This is a genomic window from Streptomyces smaragdinus (genome assembly GCF_009604385.1).
GTDB classification, from domain to species: Bacteria; Actinomycetota; Actinomycetes; order Streptomycetales; family Streptomycetaceae; genus Streptomyces; species Streptomyces smaragdinus.
On record NZ_WEGJ01000006.1, the window covers coordinates 1 to 19,472 of the forward strand.

Annotated in this window: 17 protein-coding genes; 9 read left to right on the forward strand and 8 right to left on the reverse strand. The window is 71.9% G+C overall.

Features of this window, described 5'->3' with window-relative positions:
• Positions 1–436 precede the first annotated feature (436 nt).
• The 3 genes from SRB5_RS11975 to tyrS all read left to right on the forward strand — a co-directional run bounded on the left by SRB5_RS11975 (position 437) and on the right by tyrS (position 4,771).
• Positions 437–1,972 (forward strand): TldD/PmbA family protein, encoded by a 1,536-nt coding sequence (locus SRB5_RS11975; RefSeq protein ID WP_323377782.1) that lies wholly within the window; start codon positions 437–439, stop codon positions 1,970–1,972.
• Positions 1,969–3,357, forward strand: coding sequence for a metallopeptidase TldD-related protein (locus SRB5_RS11980; protein ID WP_153451751.1), 1,389 nt, complete (start codon positions 1,969–1,971; stop codon positions 3,355–3,357). Before SRB5_RS11975 ends, SRB5_RS11980 begins: the two co-directional genes overlap by 4 nt.
• Before the next feature lie 151 nt (positions 3,358–3,508).
• Positions 3,509–4,771, forward strand: a complete 1,263-nt coding sequence (gene tyrS / locus SRB5_RS11985) for a tyrosine--tRNA ligase (RefSeq protein ID WP_323377783.1) — start codon at positions 3,509–3,511, stop codon at positions 4,769–4,771.
• 59 nt (positions 4,772–4,830) lie between these two features.
• Here tyrS and SRB5_RS11990 read toward each other — a convergent pair whose 3' ends face one another.
• Positions 4,831–5,127, reverse strand: a complete 297-nt coding sequence (locus SRB5_RS11990) for a GlsB/YeaQ/YmgE family stress response membrane protein (protein WP_153451753.1) — start codon at positions 5,125–5,127, stop codon at positions 4,831–4,833.
• A gap of 182 nt (positions 5,128–5,309) precedes the next feature.
• Here SRB5_RS11990 and SRB5_RS11995 point away from each other — a divergent pair, with 182 nt between their 5' ends.
• Entirely contained in the window at positions 5,310–5,690 is a 381-nt protein-coding gene (locus tag SRB5_RS11995) for a DUF3099 domain-containing protein (protein WP_323377784.1), read from the forward strand.
• 189 nt (positions 5,691–5,879) lie between these two features.
• Positions 5,880–6,092, forward strand: a complete 213-nt coding sequence (locus tag SRB5_RS12000) for a hypothetical protein (RefSeq protein WP_407703907.1) — start codon at positions 5,880–5,882, stop codon at positions 6,090–6,092.
• A gap of 83 nt (positions 6,093–6,175) precedes the next feature.
• Here SRB5_RS12000 and moaA read toward each other — a convergent pair whose 3' ends face one another.
• From moaA to SRB5_RS36425, 3 genes are all read right to left on the reverse strand, one after another.
• On the reverse strand, positions 6,176–7,165 hold the full coding sequence (gene moaA / locus SRB5_RS12005; protein WP_153451754.1) for a GTP 3',8-cyclase MoaA: 990 nt from the start codon (positions 7,163–7,165) through the stop codon (positions 6,176–6,178).
• Positions 7,166–7,269: 104 nt separating this feature from the next.
• Positions 7,270–8,889, reverse strand: coding sequence for a solute symporter family protein (locus tag SRB5_RS12010; RefSeq protein ID WP_153451756.1), 1,620 nt, complete (start codon positions 8,887–8,889; stop codon positions 7,270–7,272).
• Positions 8,886–9,254, reverse strand: a complete 369-nt coding sequence (locus SRB5_RS36425; RefSeq protein WP_407703908.1) for a DUF485 domain-containing protein — start codon at positions 9,252–9,254, stop codon at positions 8,886–8,888. The genes SRB5_RS12010 and SRB5_RS36425 overlap by 4 nt, the downstream gene beginning before the upstream one ends.
• A 254-nt stretch (positions 9,255–9,508) precedes the next feature.
• On the opposite strand from SRB5_RS36425, the gene SRB5_RS12020 reads away from it, so the two are divergent.
• Entirely contained in the window at positions 9,509–11,035 is a 1,527-nt protein-coding gene (locus SRB5_RS12020) for a S8 family peptidase (protein ID WP_153451758.1), read from the forward strand.
• On the opposite strand, the gene SRB5_RS12025 is transcribed toward SRB5_RS12020, so the two are convergent.
• The 3 genes from SRB5_RS12025 to SRB5_RS12035 form a co-directional block, all read right to left on the reverse strand.
• Positions 11,025–11,705: a lysoplasmalogenase gene (locus SRB5_RS12025; protein ID WP_407703909.1), complete on the reverse strand. Its 681-nt coding sequence runs from the start codon at positions 11,703–11,705 to the stop codon at positions 11,025–11,027. The two genes, SRB5_RS12020 and SRB5_RS12025, sit on opposite strands and share 11 nt — an antisense overlap.
• A 135-nt stretch (positions 11,706–11,840) precedes the next feature.
• A complete protein-coding gene (locus tag SRB5_RS12030; RefSeq protein WP_153451760.1) occupies positions 11,841–12,737 on the reverse strand; it encodes a sterol desaturase family protein in 897 nt (298 codons plus the stop codon).
• A gap of 50 nt (positions 12,738–12,787) precedes the next feature.
• Positions 12,788–14,461, reverse strand: a complete 1,674-nt coding sequence (locus tag SRB5_RS12035) for a hydrogenase maturation protein (protein ID WP_153451762.1) — start codon at positions 14,459–14,461, stop codon at positions 12,788–12,790.
• 264 nt (positions 14,462–14,725) lie between these two features.
• On the opposite strand from SRB5_RS12035, the gene SRB5_RS12040 reads away from it, so the two are divergent.
• Positions 14,726–16,774, forward strand: coding sequence for a phosphocholine-specific phospholipase C (locus SRB5_RS12040; RefSeq protein ID WP_153451763.1), 2,049 nt, complete (start codon positions 14,726–14,728; stop codon positions 16,772–16,774).
• 33 nt (positions 16,775–16,807) lie between these two features.
• On the opposite strand, the gene SRB5_RS12045 is transcribed toward SRB5_RS12040, so the two are convergent.
• Positions 16,808–17,464, reverse strand: a complete 657-nt coding sequence (locus SRB5_RS12045) for a class I SAM-dependent methyltransferase (RefSeq protein WP_153451765.1) — start codon at positions 17,462–17,464, stop codon at positions 16,808–16,810.
• 192 nt (positions 17,465–17,656) lie between these two features.
• Between SRB5_RS12045 and SRB5_RS12050 the strand changes: the two genes are divergently transcribed.
• Together SRB5_RS12050 and SRB5_RS12055 are read left to right on the forward strand one after the other, a co-directional pair.
• Entirely contained in the window at positions 17,657–18,799 is a 1,143-nt protein-coding gene (locus SRB5_RS12050) for a sensor histidine kinase (RefSeq protein ID WP_153451766.1), read from the forward strand.
• Positions 18,796–19,467, forward strand: a complete 672-nt coding sequence (locus SRB5_RS12055; protein WP_323377785.1) for a response regulator transcription factor — start codon at positions 18,796–18,798, stop codon at positions 19,465–19,467. The genes SRB5_RS12050 and SRB5_RS12055 overlap by 4 nt, the downstream gene beginning before the upstream one ends.
• Positions 19,468–19,472 lie beyond the last annotated feature (5 nt).

Consider the following 19,472-nt stretch of genomic DNA (forward strand, 5'->3'; position numbering starts at 1 on the left):
CCTCGTCGGCTTCTACGGCGACCGAATCGACCTCGACGGACTACCCCTCGCCACGAACGAGTGACCAACTAGAACTAAACCCCCAAGACGTCAAAGAAAGGGCATACACAAAACTCAAGACATTCCCTCCTGTGCGAACGCGGCTTCCTGAAGACCTGTTAGCGCGATCATGACAAAAGCGACAACAAGCGTAACGGCGCGAAACGCACGCACAGAGACCCCCCAAGGCCCTTACCGGCACTGTATGGCGATCTATCTATCAGACGGAGATCGTTCTTACAAGGATCACAACGCACAAGCCAGCCCATCGCTGCAAATCGAATGGTCTGATACGGCACACGGGCGCTCGCCGCACAGAGCTGCAGCCCTCGGCCGAGTTCCGTGTTTGACTACCTTCCGTAGGAGTCCTGTTGATCACGTCCGGAGGGATTCGCCCGTGGCCCATTCGGTTGGCAGTCGTGGTGTCGACGAAGTGTTCCTTGCCCTGCCCCTGCGTGCCCTCGCGGACGCCGCGCTCGCGCGGGCCCGGGCACTGGGGGCGGAGCACGCGGACTTCCGGGTGGAGCGGGTGCGCAGCGCCTCGTGGCGGTTGCGGGATGCGAAGCTGTCCGGGTCGTCCGACACGACGGACCTCGGGTTCGCGGTGCGGGTCGTGCACGGCGGGGCGTGGGGGTTCGCGTCCGGCGTCGACCTGACCATGGACGGGGCCGCCAAGGTCGCCTCGCAGGCGGTGGCCATGGCCCAGCTGTCGGCGAAGGTGATCCGGGCGGCCGGGTCCGACGAGCGCGTGGAGCTGGCGGCGGAGCCGGTGCATGCCGAGCAGACGTGGGTGTCCTCGTACGAGATCAACCCCTTCGAGGTGCCCGACTCCGAGAAGATCGCCCTGCTCGGTGAGTGGAGCGGGCGGCTGCTGGGGGCCGACGGCGTCGATCATGTGGACGCCTCGCTGATGGCCGTACAGGAGAACAAGTTCTACGCGGACACCGCCGGGACCGTCACCACCCAGCAGCGGGTGCGGCTGCATCCGCAGCTGACCGCCGTGGCCGTGGCCGAGTCCGGTGAGTTCGACTCGATGCGGACGATCGCGCCGCCCGTCGGACGCGGCTGGGAGTATCTGACCGGCACCGGATGGGACTGGGACGACGAGCTCGCGCGGATCCCCGGGTGGCTGGCGGAGAAGATGGCTGCGCCCGGCGTCGAGGCGGGGACGTACGACCTGGTCGTCGATCCGTCGAACCTGTGGCTGACCATTCACGAGTCGATCGGTCACGCGACGGAGCTCGACCGGGCGCTCGGGTACGAGGCCGCGTACGCCGGGACCTCGTTCGCGACGTTCGACCAGCTGGGGAAGCTGCAATACGGGTCGGGGCTGATGAACGTCACCGGTGACCGGACCGCCGAGCACGGGCTGGCGAGCGTCGGGTACGACGACGAGGGTGTGGCGGCGCAGTCCTGGGATCTCGTACGGGACGGGGTGCTCGTCGGGTATCAGCTGGACCGGCGGATCGCGAAGCTGACCGGCTTCGAGCGGTCGAACGGGTGTGCCTTCGCGGACTCCCCCGGCCATGTGCCGGTGCAGCGGATGGCGAACGTGTCGCTGCAGCCCGCGCCCGAGGGGCCGTCGACCGAGGAGCTGATCGGGGAGGTCGAGCGCGGGATCTACGTGGTCGGGGACCGGTCGTGGTCCATCGACATGCAGCGCTACAACTTCCAGTTCACGGGGCAGCGCTTCTTCCGGATCGAGAACGGGAAACTGGCCGGTCAGCTGAAGGACGTCGCGTACCAGGCGACGACCACGGACTTCTGGGGGTCGATGTCGGCCGTCGGCGGCCCGGAGACGTACGTCCTGGGCGGCGCCTTCAACTGCGGCAAGGCCCAGCCAGGGCAGGTCGCGGCGGTGTCGCACGGGTGCCCGTCGGCGCTCTTCAGGAACGTCAATATTCTCAACACGACTCAGGAGGCCGGACGATGACGCCCGTGAAGCCGCACGAGATCGTCGAGCGGGCGCTCGAGCTGTCCGTCGCCGACGGCTGTGTCGTCATCGCCGACGAGCAGTCCACCGCCAATCTGCGCTGGGCCGGCAACGCCCTCACCACGAACGGCGTCACCCGGGGCCGCACCCTGACCGTGATCGCCACCGTCGACGGCGCCTCGGGGACCGCGTCCGGCGTGGTGTCCCGGACCGCCGTGACCGCCGACGACCTGGAGCCCCTGGTCCGCGCCGCCGAGCAGGCCGCCCGGGACGCGGGGCCGGCGGAGGACGCGGGACCGCTGGTCACCGGGGTCGCGGCCTCCCCCGACTTCACCGCGCCGCCCGCCGAGACGTCCTCCGAGGTCTTCGGCGGCTTCGCCCCCCGGCTGGGCGAGACCTTCGCGCACGCCAGGGCCGCCGGACACGAGCTGTACGGCTTCGCGAACCATCTGATGACGTCCACCTACCTCGGCACCTCCACCGGCCTGCGGCTGCGCCACGACCAGCCGACCGGCACCCTCGAGCTCAACGCCAAGTCCCCGGACCGTACGAAGTCCGCGTGGGCGGGCCGCGCGACGCGCGACTTCACCGACGTGGACCCGGCGGAGCTGGACGCCGAGCTCGCGCAGCGGCTGGCGTGGGCGAAGCGGCAGATCGAGCTGCCCGCCGGGCGGTACGAGACGCTGCTGCCGCCCAGCGCGGTGGCGGACCTGATGGTGTACCTGACCTGGTCGGCGTCCGCCCGGGACGCCCACGAGGGCCGGACGGTGTTCTCCAGGCCCGGCGGCGGCACGAAGATCGGTACGAAGCTGACCGACCTCCCGCTGACCCTGCGCAGCGACCCGGCGGCGCCCGGGATCGAGTGCGCGCCGTTCGTGGTGGCGCACGCCTCCGGCGGGGAGTCGTCGGTGTTCGACAACGGGCTGCCGCTGACCGCCACGGACTGGATCCGCGACGGCGAGCTCACGCATCTGCTGTCCTCGCGCTTCTCGGCGGGGCTCACGGGGCTGCCGGTCACGCCGGAGATCGACAACCTGACCCTCGAGGCGGGCGGCACGAAGTCGCTGGAGGAGATGGTCGCCGCCACCGAGCGCGGGCTGCTGCTGACGTGTCTGTGGTACATCCGCGAGGTCGACCCGGCGACACTGCTGCTCACCGGGCTGACCCGGGACGGGGTGTATCTGGTGGAGAACGGCGAGGTCACGGGCGCGGTGAACAACTTCCGCTTCAACGAGTCCCCCGTCGACCTCCTCGGCCGCGCGGCAGAGGCGGGGCAAACGGCGCCGACGCTGCCCCGGGAGTGGAGCGACTGGTTCACCCGGGCGGCGATGCCGCCGGTGCGGGTGCCGGACTTCAACATGAGCTCGGTCAGCAAGGGGGTCTGACCCCGCCGGATCCAGCCGGCCACCCGCCCCGGCTGGGGGTCCGGGGGTTACCCCCGGAGATATGCAGTCGGGCCGCCGGTGGTGAGCGCGTACCCTCTGAGGTGCGCGCCGGCCGGCGCGCCCGTACACCACAGCCGAGGAGAGACAGATCGTGACGGACATCGTCGACGAGCTGCAGTGGCGCGGGCTCATCGCCCTCTCCACTGACGAGGACGCACTGCGCAAGGCGTTCGCGGACGGTCCCGTCACCTTCTATTGCGGCTTCGACCCGACCGCGCCCAGCCTCCACATCGGCAACCTGGTCCAGATCCTCACCATGCGCCGGATCCAGCAGGCGGGCAACCGCCCGCTGGGCCTGGTCGGCGGGGCGACGGGCCTGATCGGCGACCCGAAGCCGAACTCGGAGCGCACGCTGAACGCGCCCGAGACCGTCGCCGGCTGGGTGGAGCGGCTGCGCGGCCAGATCGCGCCGCTGCTGGACTTCGAGGGCCCGCACGCGGCAGTCATGGTCAACAACCTGGACTGGACGTCCGGGCTGTCGGCGATCGACTTCCTGCGGGACATGGGCAAGCACTTCCGGGTGAACAAGATGATCGCCAAGGAGGCCGTCGCCCGGCGGCTCAACTCCGACGCGGGCATCAGCTACACGGAGTTCAGCTACCAGATCCTCCAGGGCATGGACTTCCTGGAGCTCTACAGGCGCCACGGCTGCACGCTGCAGACCGGCGGCAGCGACCAGTGGGGCAATCTGACGGCCGGCACGGACCTGATCCACCGGGTCGACCCCACGGCCGTGGTGCACGCGATCGGCACCCCGCTGATCACCAAGGCGGACGGCACGAAGTTCGGCAAGACGGAGTCCGGCACGGTCTGGCTCGACCCGGAGATGACCACGCCGTACGCGTTCTACCAGTTCTGGCTGAACGCGGACGACCGCGACGTGGCGAACTTCCTGCGGACCTTCAGCTTCCGGAGCCGCGAGGAGATCGAGGACCTGGAGCGGCAGACCGCCGAGCGGCCGCAGGCGCGGGCCGCACAGCGGGCGCTGGCCGAGGAGCTGACGACGCTGGTGCACGGGGCCGGGCAGTGCGCGGCCGTCATCGCCGCGTCGAAGGCGCTGTTCGGCCAGGGTGAGCTGGCGGAGCTGGACGAGGCGACGCTGGCCGGGGCGCTGGCGGAGCTGCCGCGGGTGAAGGTCGCCGAGCTGGGCCTCGTGGTGGATCTGTTCGCCGAGGTCGGACTGGTGGCCAGCAAGTCGGCGGCGCGGCGGACGGTGAAGGAGGGCGGCGCCTACGTGAACAACGTGAAGGTCGCCGCCGAGGACGCCGTCCCGTCGCGGGACGAGCTGCTGCACGGGCGGTGGCTGCTGCTGCGGCGCGGCAAGAGGAATCTGGCGGCGGTCGAGGTCGGCTGACTCCCGCTTGCGCAGGGGCCGGGCGGGCGACTCGCGTCGCCGCCCGGCCCCTGCGCGACTCAGTAGTGCTGGGGCGGGGGGTTCCGGTGCTTCTTGTTGCCCCGCAGCGACGCGTACAGCGGTGCGCCCACGGCCACCGCCAGGACCGCGCCCGCCAGCTCCAGGAGGTGCCGGATCCAGTCGATGCCCGAGGTCTCCTCGACACCGATCCAGCCCGCGACCGCGTTGCCCAGCAGGGAGCCGACGATGCCGCAGACAATCGTCAGCCAGATCGGGATCTTCTGTTTGCCGGGCAGGATGAGTCGGGCGATGAAGCCCAACACCAGGCCCACCAGAATCGCCCACAACCAGCTCATGTCGCCTCCTATGGCGCGTTACGCGCAGTTCGTTCCACTGTCCGCCCGAATCGGGTACGCCGCATGCCGGATACGTCCGTACGATGCGTGCACGGGTGCGGCCGTCGCGTCGCCGTACCCGCTCTCGGCGCCTTGCGCAGGGCGACGTATGGTGAGGAGACCCAGTCGTCAGGTGGTGGAACGTGATACGGAAGCGCGGCGGACCCCAGGTCTTCGCGATCAGTGGGGCGCGCAAGGGGCTGGCCGAGGATGTGGCCGGCCGCCAGCGGCGCTACGTGATCTCCATGCTCGTGCGGTGTGTCGCGGTGCTGGCCGCGGCACTGTTGTGGAACGTGGAGCGCTATGTGGCTGTGGTGGCGCTGGTGCTGGGTACGTTCATGCCCTATGTTGCCGTGATCGCGGCTAACGCCGGGCGTGAGAACGCTCCTTCTGGTCCGTCCCCATTTGTTCCTGTGCCGGTGCGGCCGGCGCTGGGGCCGGTGATCCGGGGGGACGATCAGGCCGAAGGCGTACCGGAAGATGAGGAATCGGGCGGCAGCAGTCGTGATTCCGGGGCGCGTTGAGCGGCTGAGTTGTCAAAAGCTCAAGAAAACCTCAGATCAATCATGGCGTTCTGCTGACTCGAACCCCCCGCTCCGTGACATACTTCGTAGGCGCTCCGCATCCCCCGTCGGAGCGACGGACCGACGCCGGGCGGCTCCCCCCGTGGCTGCCCGGCGTCGCCATGTCCGGGACGGTCGTAGGGTGGGGGTGTGACATCCCCTGTGAACGATGCGATCTGCTCCGCGAAGGGGTGCCGGGTGGCGGCCTCGTGGGTGCTTGTCTGGAACAACCCGAAGGTGCATACGCCTGAGCGGCGGAAGACGTGGCTCGCCTGTGGGGAACACCGGGAATACCTGGAGCAGTTCCTGGGGGTTCGGGGGTTCCTCAAGGAGGTCGTCGCGTTCACGGACTGGCGTCCGTAGGGTCGCCGTCCCGGGGGCTCCGCCCCCGGACCCCCGTATCGGCGCTTCGCGCCTTGTCCTCAAACGCCGGACAGGCTGATAGGTCAGCCGCCGATCGCCGACATAGGACGCTCCGGCTGGACGAAGTCCTCGCTGTCCAGGCCCGCGCCCGCCTTCTTGCCCCACATCGCCTCGCGCCAGCGGGTCGCGATCGCCTCGTCGGAGGCGTCCGAGCGGAGGAGGGCGCGGAGGTCCGTTTCCTCGCGGGCGAAGAGGCAGTTGCGGATCTGGCCGTCCGCCGTGAGGCGGGTGCGGTCGCAGGCGCGGCAGAAGGGGCGGGTGACCGAGGCGATCACGCCTACGCGGTGGGGGCCGCCGTTCACCAGCCAGCGTTCCGCGGGGGCCGAGCCCCGGGCCTCGTCCGGTTCGGGCGTGAGGCTGAAGCGGGTGCGCAGGGACGTGAGGATGTCGCCCGCGGTGATCATGCCGTCGCGCTGCCAGCCGTGCTGCGCGTCCAGGGGCATCTGCTCGATGAAGCGGAGCTCGTACCCGTTCTCCACGGCCCAGGCGAGGAGGTCGGGGGCCTCGGTGTCGTTCACCCCGGGCATCAGGACGGTGTTCACCTTCACCGGGTCCAGGCCCGACGCCCGCGCCGCCGCGAGGCCGCGCAGGACGTCCGCGTGGCGCTTGCGGCGCGTCAGGCGGTGGAAGACCTCGGGGCTCAGAGTGTCGAGCGAGACGTTCACCCGGTCCAGGCCCGACGCGCGCAGGGCCGCCGCCGTGCGTTCCAGGCCGATGCCGTTCGTCGTGAGCGACAGCCGGGGGCGGGGCTCGAGGGCCGCGCAGCGTTCGACGATGCCCGTCAGGCCGGGGCGCAGGAGGGGCTCGCCGCCGGTGAACCGCACGTCGGTGACGCCGAGATCGGTGACCGCGATACGGACCAGGCGGACGATCTCGTCGTCCGTGAGCAGCTCGGGCTTGGCCAGCCACTGCAGCCCTTCCTCGGGCATGCAGTAGGTGCAGCGCAGATTGCACCGGTCGGTCAGGGAGACCCGCAGGTCCGTGGCCTGTCGGCCGAAGGTGTCCAACAGCATGGCGGCGGCCCCTCGCTCGGCTGGATCTCTCTGACGCCACCCTACGCGAGGCCGCCGACAAACTGTAGGACGTGGAATTTATATTCCGGATTATGGAATCGCGGTCAGTGCGCCCCCGCGCCCGTGAGCGCCCGTACCTCCAGCTCCGCGTACTTCTCGCCGTCCGTGTCCTCCACCGGCGTCAGCACCGACGCCAGCCACCCCAGCAGGAAGCCCGCCGGGATCGACACCAGCCCGGGGTTCTCCAGCGGGAACCAGTGGAAGTCCACCCCGGGGAACATCGACGTCGGCTTCCCCGACACCACCGGCGAGAACAGCACCAGCAGCACCGACACCGACAGCCCGCCGTAGATCGACCACAGCGCCCCGGAGGTGTTGAAGCGCCGCCAGAAGAGGCTGTAGAGGATGGCCGGGAGGTTCGCGGAGGCCGCGACGGCGAACGCCAGCGCTACCAGCCCCGCGACGTTCAGCTTCCCGGCGAAGATGCCCAGCCCGATCGCCACCGCCCCGATGGCCACCGCGGAGATCCGCGCCGCGGCGATCTCCTGGCGCTCGGTGGCCTGTCCGCGCCGGATGACGTTGGCGTAGATGTCGTGGGCGAAGGACGACGACGAGGCCAGCGTCAGCCCGGCCACGACCGCGAGGATGGTGGCGAAGGCGACCGCGGAGATCACGGCGAGCAGGATCGCCCCGCCCGGGGAGCCCTCTCCCCCGCCCAGCTGCCAGGCGAGCAGTGGTGCCGCGGTGTTGCCGGCCGGGTTGGAGGCGACGATGTCGGCCCGGGTGATCAGCGCGGCGGCGCCGAAGCCGAGGGCGATGGTCATCAGATAGAAGCCGCCGATGATCCCGATCGCCCACAGCACGGACTTCCGGGCGGCCTTCGCGGACGGCACCGTGTAGAAGCGGATGAGGATGTGCGGCAGCCCGGCGGTGCCCAGGACCAGGGCGAGGCCCAGGGAGACGAAGTCGAGCTTCGAGACGGCCGTGGCCCCGTACTTCTGCCCGGGCTCCAGGAACGCCCGCCCGGTGCCGCTGTGGTGCGCGGCGGCGTCCAGCAGCGCGGGGACGCTCCAGCCGAACCGCTGGAGGACGAGCACGGTCAGCAGCACGGCGCCCGCGATCAGCAGGGCCGCCTTGACGATCTGCACCCACGTGGTGCCCTTCATGCCGCCGACCGTGACGTAGAGGATCATGATGACGCCGACCAGGACGACGATCAGGTTCTTGCCCGTCTCCCCCGTGACCCCGAGCAGCAGCGCGACGAGCGCCCCGGCGCCGACCATCTGGGCCAGCAGGTAGAAGATCGACACCACGATCGTGGACACACCGGCGGCGGTACGGACGGGACGCTGGCGCATCCGGTACGCCAGTACGTCCCCCATGGTGAAGCGGCCGGAGTTGCGCAGCGGTTCCGCGACCAGCAGCAGGGCCACCAGCCACGCCACCAGGAAGCCGACGGAGTACAGGAGGCCGTCGTACCCGAACAGGGCGATGGCGCCGGCGATGCCGAGGAAGGACGCCGCCGACATGTAGTCGCCGGAGATCGCCAGACCGTTCTGGAAGCCGGTGAACGACCGTCCGCCCGCGTAGTAGTCGGTGGCGTCCTTCGTCCGGCGCCCCGCCCACACGGTGATCGCCAGGGTCGCCAGGACGAAGACGGAGAACAGCCCGATGATGAGCGGCCGGTGCTGCTGCGCGTCCACGGCCAGGGGGACGGGGGTCATGCGCCGCCCTCCATCCGCCCGCGGATCTCCTCGGCGCGCGGGTCGAGGCGGGCCGCGGCGTAGCGGGCGTACCACCAGGCGATCAGAAAGGTCGTCAGGAACTGGGCGAGGCCCAGCGCGAAGGCGACGTTGACGTGGCCGGTGAGCTCACGGGCCATCAGGCCGCCCGCGTAGTTGGACAGCAGGACGTACAGCAGGTACCAGCCGGTGAAGGCGAGCGTGAGCGGGAAGGCGAACGAGCGCTGCGCGTGGCGCAGTCGCGCGAACTCCGGGCTGCGCTGCACCTCCCGGTAGCGTCCGGGCCCCGGCTGCCTGGGGATGGCGGCGGGGGCTGCGCTCCCCGGCTGCGGTGGTGCGGTGTTCACGTGGGCTCCTGGTCCGTTGGGGGCGGATCGGCACTCGGGCGGTTTCTGCCGTTCTATGGCGATCCCTGTCCGATATGACGATTTGCGCATGTTACAAATGCGACGGCCGGTACCCCTGGTGCCGACACGGCTGATCTGTCACCAAGTGGCGTATTGAACGGGGGTGGTGATCGGGGATAGCTTCCCTTGCCATGTCCCCGCCCACGGGTGCGCACCTCGTCCGCGGGCGGAATCACCGATGATCTGGAGATCCCATGACTCATCCCGGTTCGAGACGCCGCCGTCTGCTCGCGGTGTCGCTCGGTCTGGCGCTCACCGCGTCGCTCGGCTTCCTGCCGGCGGCAGCATCGGCCGCGACCGCCCCGGCCGCCGGCACCGAGGCGGCGGCCGCGGGCACCCTCGCCTATGTCGTGAACACCACCCCGGACGCCCGCACCGTCGCGCGGGTGTCCAGGGCGATCGAGGATGCCGACGGACAGGTCGTCATCGCGTACGGGAAGATCGGCGTCATCGTCGTGCACTCCGCCAACCCTGACTTCGCCGCGCGGATGCGCGCCGTCCGCGGGGTGCAGTCGGCCGGTGCCACCCGTACCGCCCCGCTGCAGGCCGCCGGCACCACGGAGGTCGGCGCGCCGCAGAAGCTCGACGCCGCGCAGCGGGCCCGTACCGCCGCGGCGGCGACGCCCGCGCAGGAGCCGCTCGAGGCGGACCAGTGGGACCTGCGGGCGATCAAGGCCGACCAGGCCTCGGGGATCAACCCCGGCAGCTCCAAGGTGACCGTCGCCGTCGTCGACACCGGTGTGGACGACACCCACCCGGACCTGACGGCGAACTTCTCCGCGTCCCAGTCGGCGTCCTGCGTCGGGGGTGTGCCGGACACCAGCCCGGGCGCCTGGCGGCCGATGAACGCCGGCCACTACCACGGCACCCATGTCGCCGGTGAGATCGCCGCCGCCCGCAACGGCATCGGCGTGGCCGGCGTGGCACCGGGCGTCAAGGTGGCCTCGATCAAGGTCGCCCAGCAGGACGACACCCAGCTCTTCTACCCGGAGTCGGTGGTCTGCGCCTTCGTCTTCGCCGCCGATCACGGCGTGGAGATCACCAACAACAGCTACTACATCGACCCGTGGCTCTACAACTGCCCGGACGACCCCGACCAGCGCGCCATCCTCGACGCGGTCGGCCGGGCCTCGATGTACGCCCAGGGCAAGGGGGTGCTGAACGTGGCCTCGGCGGGCAACTCCTCCCACGACCTGGACTCGGACGCGATCGTCGACGCCTCGAGCCCCGACGACGGCACCACGTTCCCCCGGACCATCGACCCGCACGTGTGCCTCGACATCCCGACCCAGCTGCCCGGCGTGCTCACCGTGAGCGCCACGGGCCCGCTGAACGGCAAGTCGTACTACTCGTCGTACGGCAACGGCGTCATCGACGTCGCCGCCCCCGGCGGCGACGGCCGGGTCCCGGCCGACACCCCGTCGAAGAACGGGCGCATCCTGTCGACGCTGCCCGGCGGCCAGTACGGCTTCCTCCAGGGCACCTCGATGGCCGGCCCGCACGCGGCGGCGGTGGCGGCGCTCATCAAAAGCAGTCACCCGGCGCTGGGCGGCGCCCAGCTCCAGGTGCTGCTGAAGGCCCAGGCGAACGACCAGGTCTGCCCCGAGTTCTACGACACGGACGGCAACGGCGTCGCGGACGCGGTCTGCGTCGGCGGCAAGAGCCGCAACGGGTTCTACGGCGAGGGCATCGTGGACGCCCTGGACGCCGTCAGGAAGTGACCGGCTGCACCGATTGAGGGCGGACGGTGTGCTGTTCCCGCAGCACACCGTCCGTCAGCAGGTACTGGGCACCGAGATAGGTGGCCATCACCCAGAACGACGCCAGCGGCAGCTGCGGCCAGTCCGCCAGGTCGGTGGCGATCAGCCCGTCGGAGACAAAGAACAGCGCGCCGCCCGCCGCGGCGGTGCGGCCCAGCTCGGTGGCGCAGCAGGCCATCGCCGCGAGCAGCAGGCTGTAGAGCCCGATGGGGATCCGCAGGGCGCCGTCCAGCCCCGTCCACAGCGCGGCGACGAGCCCCGCCCACACCACGGCGTAGCCGACCGCGACCCACAGGCCGGGCCGGGCGCGGAAGAGCAGCAGGTAGCAGACGTGCCCGGCGGCGAAGCACCCCATGCCGGCGAGGAACTGCACGGTCGAGCCGAACTGCAGCAGGACGTCGCCGGCCCAGCCGCACAGCAGCGCGGCCGTCAGCAGCCGCGGCGCCTTGCGGGAGGCGGCGTAGGCGGCGAGGGCGGGCATCAGCAGCGGCTTGGTGAGGTCGTCCAGCCAGTCGAGGCCGGCGAGCAGGCCGATCAGATGGACGGCGCTGATCCCGGCGAAGACACGCAGCAGCGGCTTGGGCCTGGGCATGATGTCGGCCCACGCCGGGCCTCTGCTCAGGGTGCTCATGCGACTGTCCCCTCCACTGCTGCCGTTACGCCGCTCGTCGAACGTGGCAGAACAATAGCTTCCGCAAGCGGCGCCATGGGCCCCGCCGGACAACCGTGACCAGCCTGTTCACCGCCCCCGATGGCCGGTTTTCGCTCACGCCGCCGAGTCGGCGGCCTGCGGGGCCGCCGCGACGGCGGCCGGGGCCCCGGCGGGCTGCCAGCCGGGGCCGCGGAACACCCGTCCCAGGCGCTCGCGCCAGTCCCCCGCGGCCCGTACATCGCGTGCGATGGCGGCGTACTCGTGGGTGGCGACGCGCAGCGGGTTGAACGTCGTGATGTTCTTCGTCAGCCCGTAGACGCACGGCTCGGTCTGCGCGCGCTCCGGCTCGAAGGAGCGGAAGAGCCGGTCCCAGACGATGAGGATGCCGCCGAAGTTGCGGTCCAGATAGCTGCCCTGGGAGGCGTGGTGGACCCGGTGGTGCGAGGGGGTGTTGAAGAGCCACTCCACGGGCCGCGGCAGTGTCCTGATCCGCTCGGTGTGGATCGGGAACTGGTAGACCAGGCTGACGGACGAGCAGAAGGCCAGCACCGCCGGATGCACGCCGGCGGCGATCATCGGCAGATAGAAGAGCCAGGTCGTCGCACCCGTCCAGGGCTGGCGCAGTGCGGTGGAGAGGTTGAACTTCCGGCTGGAGTGGTGGACCACGTGGCTGGCCCACAGCACCCGGATCACATGGTGGCCGCGGTGCGACCAGTAGTAGCAGTAGTCCTGCGCCAGCAGCGCGAGCAGCACCGACCACCAGGTGATGTCCCAGTGCACCGGGGTCGCCGCGTACAGGGCGGTGTAGACGGCGACCGCCGGGATCTTCCACAGCGCCTCGGTGAAGAGGCTGCCGAGGCCCATCGTGATGCTGGTCGCGGCGTCCTTCGTCTCGTACCCGACGGCGTCGTCGTCGGGATGGAGCCGGTAACTGATGATCTCGACGACCGTCAGCAGGATGAACGCGGGTATGGACCAGAGCACCACGTCGGGGAGCTGGGGAACAGACATGAGCGCAGGTTAGAGGCACCGGGGCGGTGGCACCAGAGGCCGCCGCCGCTTCATCGCGCCACCGGCGCGCCCACCGGCTGTTTGCGGATGAACGCCGAGCGTAGCCGGTGGTAGGTCCCGCCCGTGAAATCCAGACGCATCCGGGCCAGTTCACCGGCCCGGTACAGGGCCAGGGGCTTGGTCTCCTCGTCCAGCTCGCGGCGCCGGGCCTTGTCCCGCAGCCGCGCGGCCAGATGCGGGGAGGCGGCGACGCGGCGGGCGAGGGCGGCGGCCTCGCCGGGGAAGCCCTCGGGGGAGGCGGGCAGCACGCAGTCCGCGAGGCCCAGATGGCGGGCCCGGGCGGCGCTGACGGGGACGGCGTCCTCGGTGAGCCGGCGGGCCTGCTCGCGGCCGACGCGGCGGGGCAGGGTGTACGTCCAGTACTCGGAGCCGTACAGGCCCATCAGCCGGTAGTGGGGGTTCAGCACCACGCCCTGGCGGCACCAGACCTCGTCGGCGGCCAGCGCCAGCATGACCCCGCCGGCCGCCGCGTTGCCGCCGAGGGCGGCGACGGTGAGCCGGTCGGTGGTCGTCAGGACCGCCTCGACGAGGTCGTCCATGGCGTTGATGTTCTCCCAGGACTCCCGCACCGGGTCGGCGGCGGCCTCGATCTCGCCGAGGTGGATGCCGTTGGAGAAGAAGTCGCGGGTGGCGCCGAGGACGACGACCCGGGTGGGGCGGGTGAGGGCGTGCCGGTACGCGCCGAGCAGCCGGCGGCACTGGAGGGTCGACATGGCACCCGCCGGGAAGGAGAAGCGCACCAGGCCCACCCGGCCCCGCTCCTCGTAGCGGACGTCGGTCCAGGTGCGCCGGCCGGGCGGCAGGACCAGGCGGACGGGGGCGTCGGGCAGCGCGCGGGCCTCGTCGCCCAGCGCGGTGACGGCGGACTGCTTGAACGTGGGGACGGTGCGGCGTCCGGGTCTGAGCTGGGTGAGCCACACCGCCCCGTCGGCCGTGCCCCGGCAGACGGCGCCGGCCCGGCGGGCGAGGAGACGGCCGGGGGCGCCGGTGATGCGGTCCTCCTCGTGGCCGCCGTAGAGGAAGAACTCCCGGCCGCCGATCTCGTCGAGGACCCCGGGCTGGGAGTCGGCCGCCCGCAGCCGGCGCAGCACGGTCGCAGTGGTGTCGCGGGTCCAGTCGATCCGGCGCCGCGCCTGCGGGAAGCGGGGGCGGGCCCGGCCGGTGACGCCGGGGCGGGAGTAGTCGAGCGGCTCGGGGCGGTAGCCGCCGGAGGCGAAGCGCTGGACGGCGAGATGGACGGCCTCCAGGGCGGCGTCGGCCACCTCGCCGCGGTAGAGGTCGCTCTTCGCGGCGTCCGGGGGCAGTTCGCAGGCGACGCTCGCCCAGATGTCGCCGGCGTCGAACTCCTCGGCCGCCTGCAGAACCGTTACGCCCCAGTGCCGCTCCCCGCCGTCGATCGCCCAGTCCAGGGCCGCGGGGCCGCGGTCGCCCACCGGGCCGGGATGGACGACCAGACAGACCCGCCGGGTCCACAGCTCGCGGGGGATCGCGGACTTCAGCATCGGGGCGACGACGAGATGGGGGTCGAAGGTACGGACGGTGGCGCAGACCTCCTCGTCGGCACCGGCCAGTTGGAGTCGTACGACATGTCCCCGGTCGTGGAGCTCGGCGTCCACGCGCTGGGTCAGGCTGTTGTTCGCGCTGGCGAGAAGAAGGATCCGCATGTGTCCTCCGGGCGGCTGTGAATCATCACCATTGGTGCACGCGCCACCACACGAGGTAACGCGATTCCCCGTTTCCGCCGAATCGGTCAGGCGTTTCGGATATACCTGTTCGGGCGTGCGCCCGCGCGGGCAGGCTGCCGCACAGGTCCTCTCGGTTCAGGGGGACTTCCTCGCGTGTACGTGCCACCGTCACCGCCGATTCGCCGGCAGACCCGACCGTGAAGCGCCCCTCCCGAACTCCCCGAGGACCCAGGAGGCACCTTCATGTCCCCCATCGACCGCCGCAGGTTCCTGCGGACCGCGGGCGCCACCGCCGCCTTCACCGCACTGGCCGACAGCATCGACCGGGCCGCGGCCATCCCGCCCGCCCGGGGGTCCGGCTCGATCCGCGACGTCGAGCACATCGTCGTGCTGATGCAGGAGAACGAGTCGTTCGACCACTATCTGGGCCGGCTGTCCGGCGTCAGAGGCTTCGGCGACCCGCGTCCGGTCGTCCTGCCGTCCGGCAGGACCGTGTGGCACCAGCAGGACGGCGAGCGGACCGTGCTGCCGTTCCGCCCGGACGACGAGCTGCTGGGCAGCGAGTATCTGCAGGGCCTCAACCATGACTGGGCCGGCGGCCAGGCCGCGTACAACGGCGGTGCGTACGACAACTGGATCGCGGCGAAGACCGCCGCCACCATGTCGTACCTGGACCGCGGGGACATCCCGTTCCACTATGCGCTCGCCGACGCGTTCACCGTGTGCGACGCGTACTTCTGCTCCTTCATCGGCGCCACCGACCCCAACCGCTACTACCTGTGGTCGGGTTCCAACGGCAGCGACGGCACGGGCGGCGGGCCCGTCCTCGGCAACGAGGAGCGCGGGTACGGCTGGCGCACGTACCCCGAGCGGCTCGAGGCGGCGGGGGTGTCCTGGAAGATCTACCAGGACGTCGGCGACGGGCTGGACGCGGGCGGGTCCTGGGGCTGGATCGAGGACGCCTTCCGCGGGAACTACGGCGACAACTCGCTGCTGTACTTCGACAACTACCGGGAGGCGCAACCGGGCGACCCGCTGTACGAGAAGGCGCGCACGGGGACGAACGCGAAGGCCGGCGAGGACTTCTTCCACGTCCTGCGCTCCGACGTGCGGACCGGGAAGCTGCCGCAGGTCTCGTGGATCGTGGCCCCCGAGGCCTTCAGCGAGCACTCCAACTGGCCGCCGAACTACGGCGCCTGGTACATCTCGCGGGTGCTGGACGCGCTGACCTCCGACCCGGAGGTGTGGAGCCGGACGGCGCTGTTCGTCACGTACGACGAGAACGACGGCTTCTTCGACCACGTGGTCCCGCCGTTCCCGCCGCTGTCGCCCGAGCAGGGCGCCTCCACCGCCGACACCTCGCTGGACGTCTACCGCGGCGGTGTCGCGGGGTACGCGCGGCCGGGTCCGTACGGGTTCGGGCCGCGGGTGCCGATGTTCGTCGTCTCGCCGTGGTCGACGGGCGGTTACGTCTGCTCCGAGACCTTCGACCACACCTCGATCATCCGGTTCACGGAGGAGCGCTTCGGCGTCCGCGAGCCGAACATCTCGCCCTGGCGCCGGGCCGTGGCCGGCGATCTGACCTCGGCGTTCGACTTCCGGCGCAAGGACACGCGGGTACGTCCGCTGCCGGACACCTCCGGCTTCACGCCGCCGGACCGGGAGCGGCACCCGTCGTATCCGCTTCTCCCGCCGGCCGACGGGGCGATGCCCGGGCAGGAGCGCGGCGGGCGTCCGGCACGGCCGCTGCGGTACGCGCCGGTGGTCGACGGGCGCCGGGGCGCGGACGGCTTCGAGGTGTCGTTCAGCGGCGGCGCGCACGCCGGTGCGTGCTTCTACGCGACCTCCGCGGCGGACGGCCAGGGCCCGCGTACGTACACGGCGGAGGCCGGGAAGAGCATCGCCGGTGCCTGGGCGACGGACGGCGCGTACGACGTGTCGGTGTGGGGGCCGAACGGCAGCCTCGCCGCCTTCCGCGGCGCCACGCTGGACCCGGGCGCCGAGGTGACCGCGCGGCACGACGCGCGCACGGGCGACGTGACGCTGACGCTGGACAACGGCGGCCCGCGCGAGCGGCGGCTGACGGTGACCAACGCGTACGGGGGCGCGTCCCGCACGCTGCGGGTGAGGCCCGGCGCCCGGGTGCGGCACACGGTGGAACTGCGGCACAGCGCCCGGTGGTTCGACGTGAGCGTGACGGACGAGGCGGACCCGGCGTTCCTGCGCCGCTTCGCGGGACACGTCGAAACGGGCGAGCCGGGCGTGAGCGACCCGGCGCTGGGCACGGACTGACGGCTGCCCGCGGGCGCCCCGCCCCCGGGACCGTCAGCGCGGCTTCACGGCCGTCACGCAGCGGGTCCACGGCGGCAGGTCGGTGAAGACCAGGTCCTTGAAGCCGGCCGTCTCGAGGACGTCCGTGTACTGGCGGACGTCGGTGTCCACCGGGGCGTCCCCGTCGTGGGCGTGACGGGACATCCGGGCCATCGCGGCGACCACCCGCGGCGTCACCCGGCCGGTGGGGAAGGCGTCCGCGAGCAGCAGCCGGCCGCCGGGGCGCAGCACCCGGTACATCTCGCGCAGCGCGGCCTCGCGGGCGTCCGCCGCGATGTGGTGCAGCGCGAACGTGCTGGTGATCACGTCACGGCTGGCGGCGGGGAGGTCCAGCGACTGGGCCTCGCCCTGCTGGAAGCGGATGCCCGGCACCGCCCGGGCGCGGCGGCGGGCGTAGCGCATCATGCCCGGCGACGGGTCGATGCCCAGCACGTCGCCGTCCGGGGCGACGCGGGCGGCGAGCCGGCGGGCCAGATGGCCGGGGCCGCAGCCGATGTCGACGACCCGCTCCCCCGGTGCCGCCCCGGTGGCGGCGGCCAGCCGCCGGTCGAGGGCGCCGCGCCGGCCGCCGAACATCAGGGCGACGAGGGCGTTGTACTGCCGGGCGCGGGTGATGAGCAGCCCCTCGGCACGGGTCTCGGTGAACGGCATGGGTACCTCCCGGTGGTACGAGCTCGTACGCCGATGATGGCCCGCGCGCCCGCCGCGCCGCGTCGCCCGCGAGGACGTCCGGCGGCTGCTGTCCGAAGCTCCCCCGCCGGTCCGTCTGCTGCGGAAGGCGCAGACCGTACCTGCTACTCCGGGACGAGGCGCGGGGGGTGTGCGGCGGGCTACCGTCGGCGCATGGCACGTATGGGGGAGTCGACGGTGGTGCGGCTGCGGCACGAGTTCGCGCTCGCCGCCGGGGTGTTCGCGGTGTCGCTGGGCAGCATGGCGATCGCCCCGGACAACCGGACGCCCGCCGACGCCGGTGCGTACGCGCTCGCCGCCCTCGCCTCCGCCGCGCTGCCGGCCCGCCGCCGCTTCCCGGTGGCGATGCTCGCCGTCGCCGTCGGCTGCGTCTTCGCGTACCACCTGCGCGGCTACCCGGACGGCGCGCCCGTGCTGCCCGTCCTCGTCTGCGTCTACACCGCCGTCCGCCTGGGCCACCGGGCGGCCACCGCCGTCGTCGTGGGTACGGGCGTGGTGGCCGGCGCCGTGGCGCTGCCCCTCCTGCTCGGGCCGGACGACGAGTTGTCGGCCGCCCTCGAGCGGCGGCTGCTGCTCGTCGGCTGGCTGGTGGCGGGCGCCGTCACCGCCGAGATGCGGCGCACGTATCTCGCGTACCTCGAACAGGCCCGGCGGCGGGTGGAGGAGGCGGAGCGGACCCGGGAGGAGACGGCGCTGCGGCGGGCCGGCGAGGAGCGGCTGCGGATCGCGCGCGAGCTGCACGACTCCCTCACCCACAGCATCTCCGTCATCAAGGTGCAGGCGGGCGTCGCCGTCCATCTGGCCCGCAAGCGCGGCGAGGAGGTCCCGGCGGCCCTGGCGGCCGTCCAGGAGGCCGCCGCGGACGCCGCCCGCGAACTGCGCGCCACCCTGCACGTCCTGCGCGACGAACCGCCCAGCGGCCTGGCCCGGCTGCCCGCCCTCGTGGAACGGGCGCACGGCGCCGGCGTCCCGGCCGCCGTCACCGTCGACGGCGACCCCCGCCCGCTGCCCGAGGCCGTGGACCGCGCGGCGTACCGGATCGTGCAGGAGGCGCTGACGAACATCGCCCGCCACGCCGGCCCGGGCGCCGCCGCCGCGATCCGGATCGGCCACCGTCCGGACGCCCTGTGCGTCGAGGTCCGGGACGACGGCACGGCCACCGCCGAACCGGTGCCCGGCGTGGGCCTGACGGGCATGCGCGAACGCGTCACCGCCCTCGGCGGCGAACTGACCACCGGCCCGCGCCCCGAGGGGGGCTTCACGGTACGGGCCGTACTGCCGCTGGGGGACGCGTGATCCGGGTGCTGCTGGTCGACGACCAGCCCCTCATCCGGGCGGGCTTCCGCGCCCTGCTCGAGGCGGAGGACGACATCGAGGTCACCGGCGAGGCCGCCGACGGCGCGGCGGGCGCCGAACTCGCCGCGCTGCACCGCCCGGACGTGGCGCTGGTCGACATCCAGATGCCGGGGACCGACGGCATCGAGGCGACGCGGCGGATCTCCGGGGACCCGGCGCTGACCGGCACGCATGTGGTCATCCTCACCAACTACGGCCTCGACGAGTACGTGTTCGACGCGCTGCGGGCGGGGGCGGCGGGCTTTCTGCTGAAGGACATGGAGCCCGAGGACCTGCTGCACGGCGTACGGGTCGCCGCCCGCGGCGACGCGCTGCTGTCCCCCGAGGTGACCCGGCGGCTGATCCTGGAGTACGTCTCCAAGCCCCGCGTCACCGTCCACGACGCCCGGCTCGACACCCTGACGCAGCGCGAACGCGAGGTCGTCGCCCTCGTCGGCCGCGGCCTGTCGAACCCCGAAATCGCCGCCCGGCTGCACATCAGCCCGGTCACCGCGAAGACCCACGCGGGCCGCGCGATGGCGAAACTCGGCGCGCGGGACCGGGCACAGCTCGTGGTGATCGCGTACGAATCGGGACTTGTCACCCCACGGGGGACGTCAACATCGTGATCCCG

What these genes read in the sequence shown, in the direction of transcription:
- SRB5_RS11980 (WP_153451751.1), top strand. Translation starts at nt 1,969, where the DNA reads ATGACGCCCGTGAAGCCGCACGAGATCGTCGAGCGGGCGCTCGAGCTG.
- SRB5_RS11990 (WP_153451753.1), bottom strand. Translation starts at nt 5,127, where the DNA reads ATGAGCTGGTTGTGGGCGATTCTGGTGGGCCTGGTGTTGGGCTTCATC.
- moaA (WP_153451754.1), bottom strand. Translation starts at nt 7,165, where the DNA reads ATGCTGTTGGACACCTTCGGCCGACAGGCCACGGACCTGCGGGTCTCC.
- SRB5_RS12010 (WP_153451756.1), bottom strand. Translation starts at nt 8,889, where the DNA reads ATGACCCCCGTCCCCCTGGCCGTGGACGCGCAGCAGCACCGGCCGCTC.
- SRB5_RS12020 (WP_153451758.1), top strand. Translation starts at nt 9,509, where the DNA reads ATGACTCATCCCGGTTCGAGACGCCGCCGTCTGCTCGCGGTGTCGCTC.
- SRB5_RS12025 (WP_407703909.1), bottom strand. Translation starts at nt 11,705, where the DNA reads ATGAGCACCCTGAGCAGAGGCCCGGCGTGGGCCGACATCATGCCCAGG.
- SRB5_RS12030 (WP_153451760.1), bottom strand. Translation starts at nt 12,737, where the DNA reads ATGTCTGTTCCCCAGCTCCCCGACGTGGTGCTCTGGTCCATACCCGCG.
- SRB5_RS12035 (WP_153451762.1), bottom strand. Translation starts at nt 14,461, where the DNA reads ATGCGGATCCTTCTTCTCGCCAGCGCGAACAACAGCCTGACCCAGCGC.
- SRB5_RS12040 (WP_153451763.1), top strand. Translation starts at nt 14,726, where the DNA reads ATGTCCCCCATCGACCGCCGCAGGTTCCTGCGGACCGCGGGCGCCACC.
- SRB5_RS12045 (WP_153451765.1), bottom strand. Translation starts at nt 17,464, where the DNA reads ATGCCGTTCACCGAGACCCGTGCCGAGGGGCTGCTCATCACCCGCGCC.
- SRB5_RS12050 (WP_153451766.1), top strand. Translation starts at nt 17,657, where the DNA reads ATGGCACGTATGGGGGAGTCGACGGTGGTGCGGCTGCGGCACGAGTTC.